This window comes from Streptomyces rhizosphaerihabitans, assembly GCF_025399795.1.
Lineage (GTDB): Bacteria > Actinomycetota > Actinomycetes > Streptomycetales > Streptomycetaceae > Streptomyces > Streptomyces rhizosphaerihabitans.
In genome coordinates, this window is sequence record NZ_JAODTZ010000118.1 from 1 (window position 1) to 5,381 (window position 5,381).

At 67.7% G+C, this 5,381-nt stretch carries 6 protein-coding genes; 5 read left to right on the forward strand and 1 reads right to left on the reverse strand.

The window, feature by feature from the left end; translation table 11 throughout:
• Positions 1-91: 91 nt before the first annotated feature.
• The 4 genes from N4G66_RS44670 to N4G66_RS44685 all read left to right on the forward strand — a co-directional run bounded on the left by N4G66_RS44670 (position 92) and on the right by N4G66_RS44685 (position 3,388).
• Complete coding sequence (locus N4G66_RS44670; RefSeq protein ID WP_261710069.1) at positions 92-742, forward strand: DsbA family oxidoreductase; 651 nt, start codon at positions 92-94, stop codon at positions 740-742.
• A 158-nt stretch (positions 743-900) separates the two neighbouring features.
• Positions 901-2,487, forward strand: a complete 1,587-nt coding sequence (locus tag N4G66_RS44675) for an FAD-binding oxidoreductase (protein WP_261710070.1) — start codon at positions 901-903, stop codon at positions 2,485-2,487.
• 116 nt (positions 2,488-2,603) lie between these two features.
• On the forward strand, positions 2,604-3,041 hold the full coding sequence (locus N4G66_RS44680; protein ID WP_261710071.1) for a DUF6069 family protein: 438 nt from the start codon (positions 2,604-2,606) through the stop codon (positions 3,039-3,041).
• Between the two features lie 77 nt (positions 3,042-3,118).
• On the forward strand, positions 3,119-3,388 hold the full coding sequence (locus N4G66_RS44685) for a hypothetical protein (RefSeq protein WP_261710072.1): 270 nt from the start codon (positions 3,119-3,121) through the stop codon (positions 3,386-3,388).
• Between the two features lie 225 nt (positions 3,389-3,613).
• Here N4G66_RS44685 and N4G66_RS44690 read toward each other — a convergent pair whose 3' ends face one another.
• Entirely contained in the window at positions 3,614-4,270 is a 657-nt protein-coding gene (locus tag N4G66_RS44690; RefSeq protein ID WP_315903772.1) for a response regulator transcription factor, read from the reverse strand.
• A 612-nt stretch (positions 4,271-4,882) separates the two neighbouring features.
• Between N4G66_RS44690 and N4G66_RS44695 the strand changes: the two genes are divergently transcribed.
• On the forward strand, positions 4,883-5,381 hold a 499-nt coding region (locus N4G66_RS44695), incomplete at its 3' end, for a 2-oxoacid:acceptor oxidoreductase family protein (protein ID WP_261710074.1).

Genomic DNA, 5,381 nt, shown 5'->3' on the forward strand with positions numbered 1-5,381 from the left:
ACATGGCAATCAGCCACAGTGACACAGCACTTGACCCCATCAGCCAAGGGAGGCACCACACATGGAGGGGCAACCGACGAGGAGCACGGCGGTGCGCGTTCGGATCGCGCTCGACGTGATCTGCGTTCACTCCTACCTCGGCTACACCCGCTTCACCCGTGCGGCGGACCAACTGCGCGCCGAGGGCCACCTGATCCAGGTGGAGTTCCTCCCCTTCGAGCTCGCGCCTGGCGCGGGCACCGAAGGGGCGCCCCTGCTCCCCGTACTGGAGCGGGTGTTCGGCCCGCAGGCCGTACAGCAGACGCTCCGGTTCGCCGAGCAGGTGGCCGCGGAGGGACTGGAGCTGCATTACGAACACGCCGTGGCAACCGGCACGTTCGAGGCTCATCTGCTCATCGCCCGGGCCTCGCGGCAGGACAGGGCCGAGCAGATGGTGGAGCGTCTCTTTCGCGCGCACTTCACCGACGGACTGCACATCGGCGACCCCGCCACCCTCGCCCGGCTCGCCGAGGAAGTCGGCGTCACGACGGACGACTCCGGCTCGGGAGCGGCGGACACCGCACCGGAAACGGCTGCCGCAACCGACCGGCTGCACACCGAACTCGACCGCGTGCGCCGGCTCGGCGTCACCGGGGTGCCGGTGTTCTTCATCGACGGCGCACAGCCGCTGACCGGATCCCAGTCGGAGGCCGTGCTGCTCTCAGCACTTCGCGAGGCGGCGCGATCCGCCTCCGACGGATGACCGGAGTGTCCGAAGCCTCAACTTTCGCATCGAGGCACGACAGATCCATGTCAAGCGCGTGGTGACCTACCGCGGGGGCTGGTTGGCTGAAGTCCACCCCCGCTCCGCATCCGCCAATGCGGTGACTTGTCGGCATCCCTGTACAGATAGGGCTCAACATGTTTTCGCGACGTACGTTCCTGGGCTCCGCGATAGCGGTGGCCGGTGCCACCGCGGGGTTCACGGCATTGAATGCCACCACGGCCCGGGCCGCCGCCCAGGCCGACCCGGAGGTGATCGTCAGACCGGGCGACGCCCGGTATGCCGAACTCACGGGGCGCGGCTACAACAGCCGTTTCGTGGCCACGCCGGACGAGATCTGGCTCGTGCACTGCGCCTCCCAGGTGGAGAAGGCGGTCAACCGGGCCATCGCCAACAACCAGCGCATCACGGTACGCGGCGGCGGTCACTGCTTCGAAGGTCTGGTCGACGACCCCCAGTTCCGTGTGCTCGTCGACCTGTCCGAGATGAAGGGCGTCACCTTCGACCCGACGATGAACGCCTTCGCCGTCCAGGCCGGCGCCCGGCTGGGCGAGGTCTACAAGGCACTGTACGAAGGCTGGGGCGTCACGGTCCCGGGCGGCGTGTGCCCGGAGGTCGGAGTCGGCGGTCACGTCTCCGGCGGCGGGTACGGCCCGCTGTCCCGTCGCCACGGCCTCATCGTGGACCACCTGTACGCCGTCGAGGTCGTCGTCGCGGACAAGCACGGCAGGGCCCGCACGATCATCGCCACCCGTAACACGAACGACGAGAACCGCGACCTGTGGTGGGCACACACCGGCGGTGGCGGCGGCGGGTTCGGCATCGTGACGAGGTTCTGGTTCCGCACGCCGGGCGCCTCGGGCAGCCCTTCCTCGCTCCTGCCCAAGCCGCCCGCGCGGATGCGCGAGACCATCGTGACCTGGCCCTGGGCGCAGCTGACCGAGGCGGGCTTCACGCGTCTGGTGCTCAACCACGGCGCCTGGCACGCCGCGAACAGCGCTCCGGAGTCGGTGTACTCGTCGATGCACAGCTCGCTGCAGCTGCACTCGTCGATCGCGGGCACGGTTCAGCTGGAGATCCGTATGGACGCGACGCTCGCGAACACCGCCCAGCTCCACGACGACTACATCGCCGCGGTGAACGCGGGCGTCGGGGTGCAGCCGACGGTCGACGTCAAGGAAGGCACCTGGCTGGAGATCGCCCTGGAGCCGACCGCCAGCTACGGCGCGTACTCGCGCCAGAAGTCCATGGGCGGCCATCTGCGCAAGCCGCTGACGGCCACCCAGGTCGGCGCGGTCTACCGCTCGCTGACCGACCCCAGCCACTACGGCGTCGGCCTGGTGTACCTGGCGGCCTACGGCTGCAAGATCAACACGGTGTCGTCGTCCGCGACGGCGATCCCGCAGCGGGACTCCGTCATCAAGCTCTGGTACTCCAACAACTGGTCCGACCCGACGCAGGACGAGGTCGAGGTCAACTGGGTGCGCACGCTGCGCAAGAACGTCCACGCCTCGACCGGTGGCTTCCCCGCGCCCAACGACCAGCAGGACGGCGGCTACATCAACTACCCCGACATCGACATGCGCGACCCGACGCAGAACCTGTCCGGGGTGCCGTGGTACTCGCTCTTCTGGAAGGACAACTACCCCAGGCTGCAGCGAGTCAAGAACACCTACGACCCCAAGAACGTCTTCCGGCACGCCCTGTCCCTGACCCCCAGCTGACGAACCGCTCGGCCGGCCGGTCCTCGCGCCGGAAGCGCACGGCCCATCTCCACGACCACCGCGCCGGGACCCGGCACCTCCCGGTCCCGGCGCGGCACGACAGCCCGGAGGGCTCCATGACCAGCAGTATCCCCGCTGCCAACCACACCGCTCCAGGACGACGAGCGCTGCCCGCATGGCAGGCAGTGGCGGGGGCCGCCGCACTCGCCGCGGTCGTCAATCTGATCGTCCTGTTCATCGGTGACGCCGCCGGCGCCTCGCTGGTCCTGGAGCTCAACGGCAAGGCCGACGAGATCGGCGCCAGTGACGTGATCTTCATGTCGATCGCCGCACCGGTGATCGGCGTCACCGCCACCGTGCTCCTGGCCCGCTGGAAGCCGGTGCTCCTTCGGGTGGGTCAGCTCGTGGGCGGCGCGGTGGCGCTGCTCACGGCCATCGGCCCGTTGACCTCGGACACCGACGGCGGCACCGCCGCCACTCTGACCACGATGCACCTGTTCGTCGGCTTCGTCGCGGTGGCCGCGCTGGAGGCGATCCGCCGGTCCCGCGCCTGACACACGGAGTTCGCCCTGCGGCTCTGCGGAACCCGACCGGGTTCCGCAGAGCTGCCGACGTCTTTCGGGGAGGAACCATGGCAGCAGAGGAAGACAGCACGGTCGACGTCTCCCTGGTGGTGACCGCGCACTCCTGGCGCATCACCAGCGGCTCGCCGACGGCCGAGGAGGTCGCCGCGATCGCCGTGGCGCTCTCCACCGTTCTGTCCGCGCGCGCCTCGCGGGCGGCCCGGGTGACGGGCTCGGGCTCTCGGAATGGGGCCCGCTGGACACTGTTTTCGGCCAGGCGCAGGACAGCCACGTCATGGGCAGCCGACCCTCGGCCGGGCTGGCGCGGCGCGGCATGAGAAGGCCCCACGAGCGGCCCTCACCTGACGGGTCGGCATTCCCGTCGGCAATTCCACGACGGGCTTCGGAAGAGGGAGGACCCGTCGGTCGCCATTGACCGAACAGGCCCGAATTCAAACCTTGCTCCTGGTATTTCCCAAACCGGGTGCCCCCTGGGACAGAAGGTGAATCCCTCGGAGGAGACAGTCCCGGTCCAGGGCGTGCCGGGTGACCGTCATGAAGGATCAGGCATGTCCCAGGCGGAAACCGACACCGCGGGCAGTGACGATCCAGCCGCTCGATCCCAGCTTGCTCCGTAAGCTGCTGACGTGCGTGTCGATGGTGCGCCCCGGCGCCGACCGGGAGTCCCTCCAGACCTGCGCCATGATCTGCCTGCGAGTGACCACACTGCCCGGGTGCGAGGCGAGCAGATACAGCAGGTCGAATTCCTTACGGGTCACCTCCACGGGCCTGCCGTCGAGGCTGATCTGCCGAGCGCGCGGATCGATGCCGAGCGGACCGACGGTGATGGCCTCCTCGGCGGAGACCGGCTGACGCAGGACCCGGCGCATGACGGCCTCGATGCGGGCGATCAGTTCGGCGAGACTGTAGGGCTTGGTCACGTAGTCGTCCGAACCCGCGCGCAGGCTGAGCACCCGGTCCAGCTCCGAGTCACGGGCCGTGACCACGATGATCGGCACGTCGCAGACGGACCGGATGCTGCGGCAGAGTTCGACCCCGTCGAGGTCGGGCAGATCCAGGTCGAGGAGCAGCAGATCGGCGTTCCGGAACCGCTGTAACGCCTGCGCTCCGGTCGGCACGCTCTCCGCCTGGAACCCGTGCCGGCCCAGGTTACGGATGAGCGCTTTCGCGACCTCGGGCTGACTGTCGACGGAGAGCACGCGCAACGCTTTGCGGGGTCGCCTCGCCTCAGGTCTGACCGGCGCACTCCGCACCGCGAGCTGTTGCGAAGTGCTCGTTTGCACAAACCTTATGGAACGATTCCCCATCCGCGATTCCCCCTGCAATCATCCGTTAAAGCGAGCGTCGCGCCAATCAATAGAAGGTCTCCATCGAGGGTACAGACCACGCGGCCGATCCGTCAAAGATCAATTGTTGACACTCGATAATAAAAGAAATGAGAAACGCCGCCGAAACAATAAAAACTGGAGGAAAAATCACTCAGGCGGCGGCCCGCCGCATGGCGACCGACTCTTCACGAGCACTCAACCCACTGGCGCAAACGCGCCCGGCCTGCTGTTCTACCGCCCGGCCAATTTCACCAGCCCCCCGTGCACACCCGTTCCAGACTCTCACGATACATCGTACACGGGCACGCGTACGACGTATACGTGTGCCAAGTCACTCCACCTCGGACGGCGAAGCACTGATCCTGGCCAAAACACCACACTATCGAGACGCTTTACGAAAAAGCAGGGGCGGATCGGCCACCTTCTGGCCGACACGCCCATCGGGTCGATCTTGACATCATCCCGAGGAAAGGAAACGCGAATATGATTTCAGCAGGTACTGCGGGCGGTCATGCGTCGAAAACGAAGGACGTCCGCCGACTGAATCGGGTGGTCATCCGGTTCGCGGGGGACTCCGGTGACGGTATGCAGCTCACCGGTGACCGGTTCACCGCGGGGGCGGCGGCGTTCGGCAACGACCTGTCGACGCTGCCCGACTTCCCGGCCGAGATCCGCGCGCCCGCAGGCACCCTGCCGGGCGTTTCGTCGTTCCAGCTGCACTTCGCCGACCACGACATCCTCACTCCCGGTGACGCGCCCGACGTACTCGTGGCGATGAACCCGGCCGCGCTGAAGGCGAACATCGAGGATCTGCCGCGCGGCGCGGAGATCATCGTCGACGCCGACGAGTTCACCGAACGGGCGCTGCGGAAGGTCGGGTACCACGCCTCACCGCTGGAGGACGGCTCGCTGGACGGCTACCGCCTTCACCCGGTGCCGCTGACCACGCTGACGGTGGAGGCGCTCAAGGAGTTCGAGCTCA

Coding starts and splice junctions, on each gene's coding strand:
- N4G66_RS44675 (WP_261710070.1), top strand. CDS start 901: ATGTTTTCGCGACGTACGTTCCTGGGCTCCGCGATAGCGGTGGCCGGT.
- N4G66_RS44680 (WP_261710071.1), top strand. CDS start 2,604: ATGACCAGCAGTATCCCCGCTGCCAACCACACCGCTCCAGGACGACGA.
- N4G66_RS44685 (WP_261710072.1), top strand. CDS start 3,119: ATGGCAGCAGAGGAAGACAGCACGGTCGACGTCTCCCTGGTGGTGACC.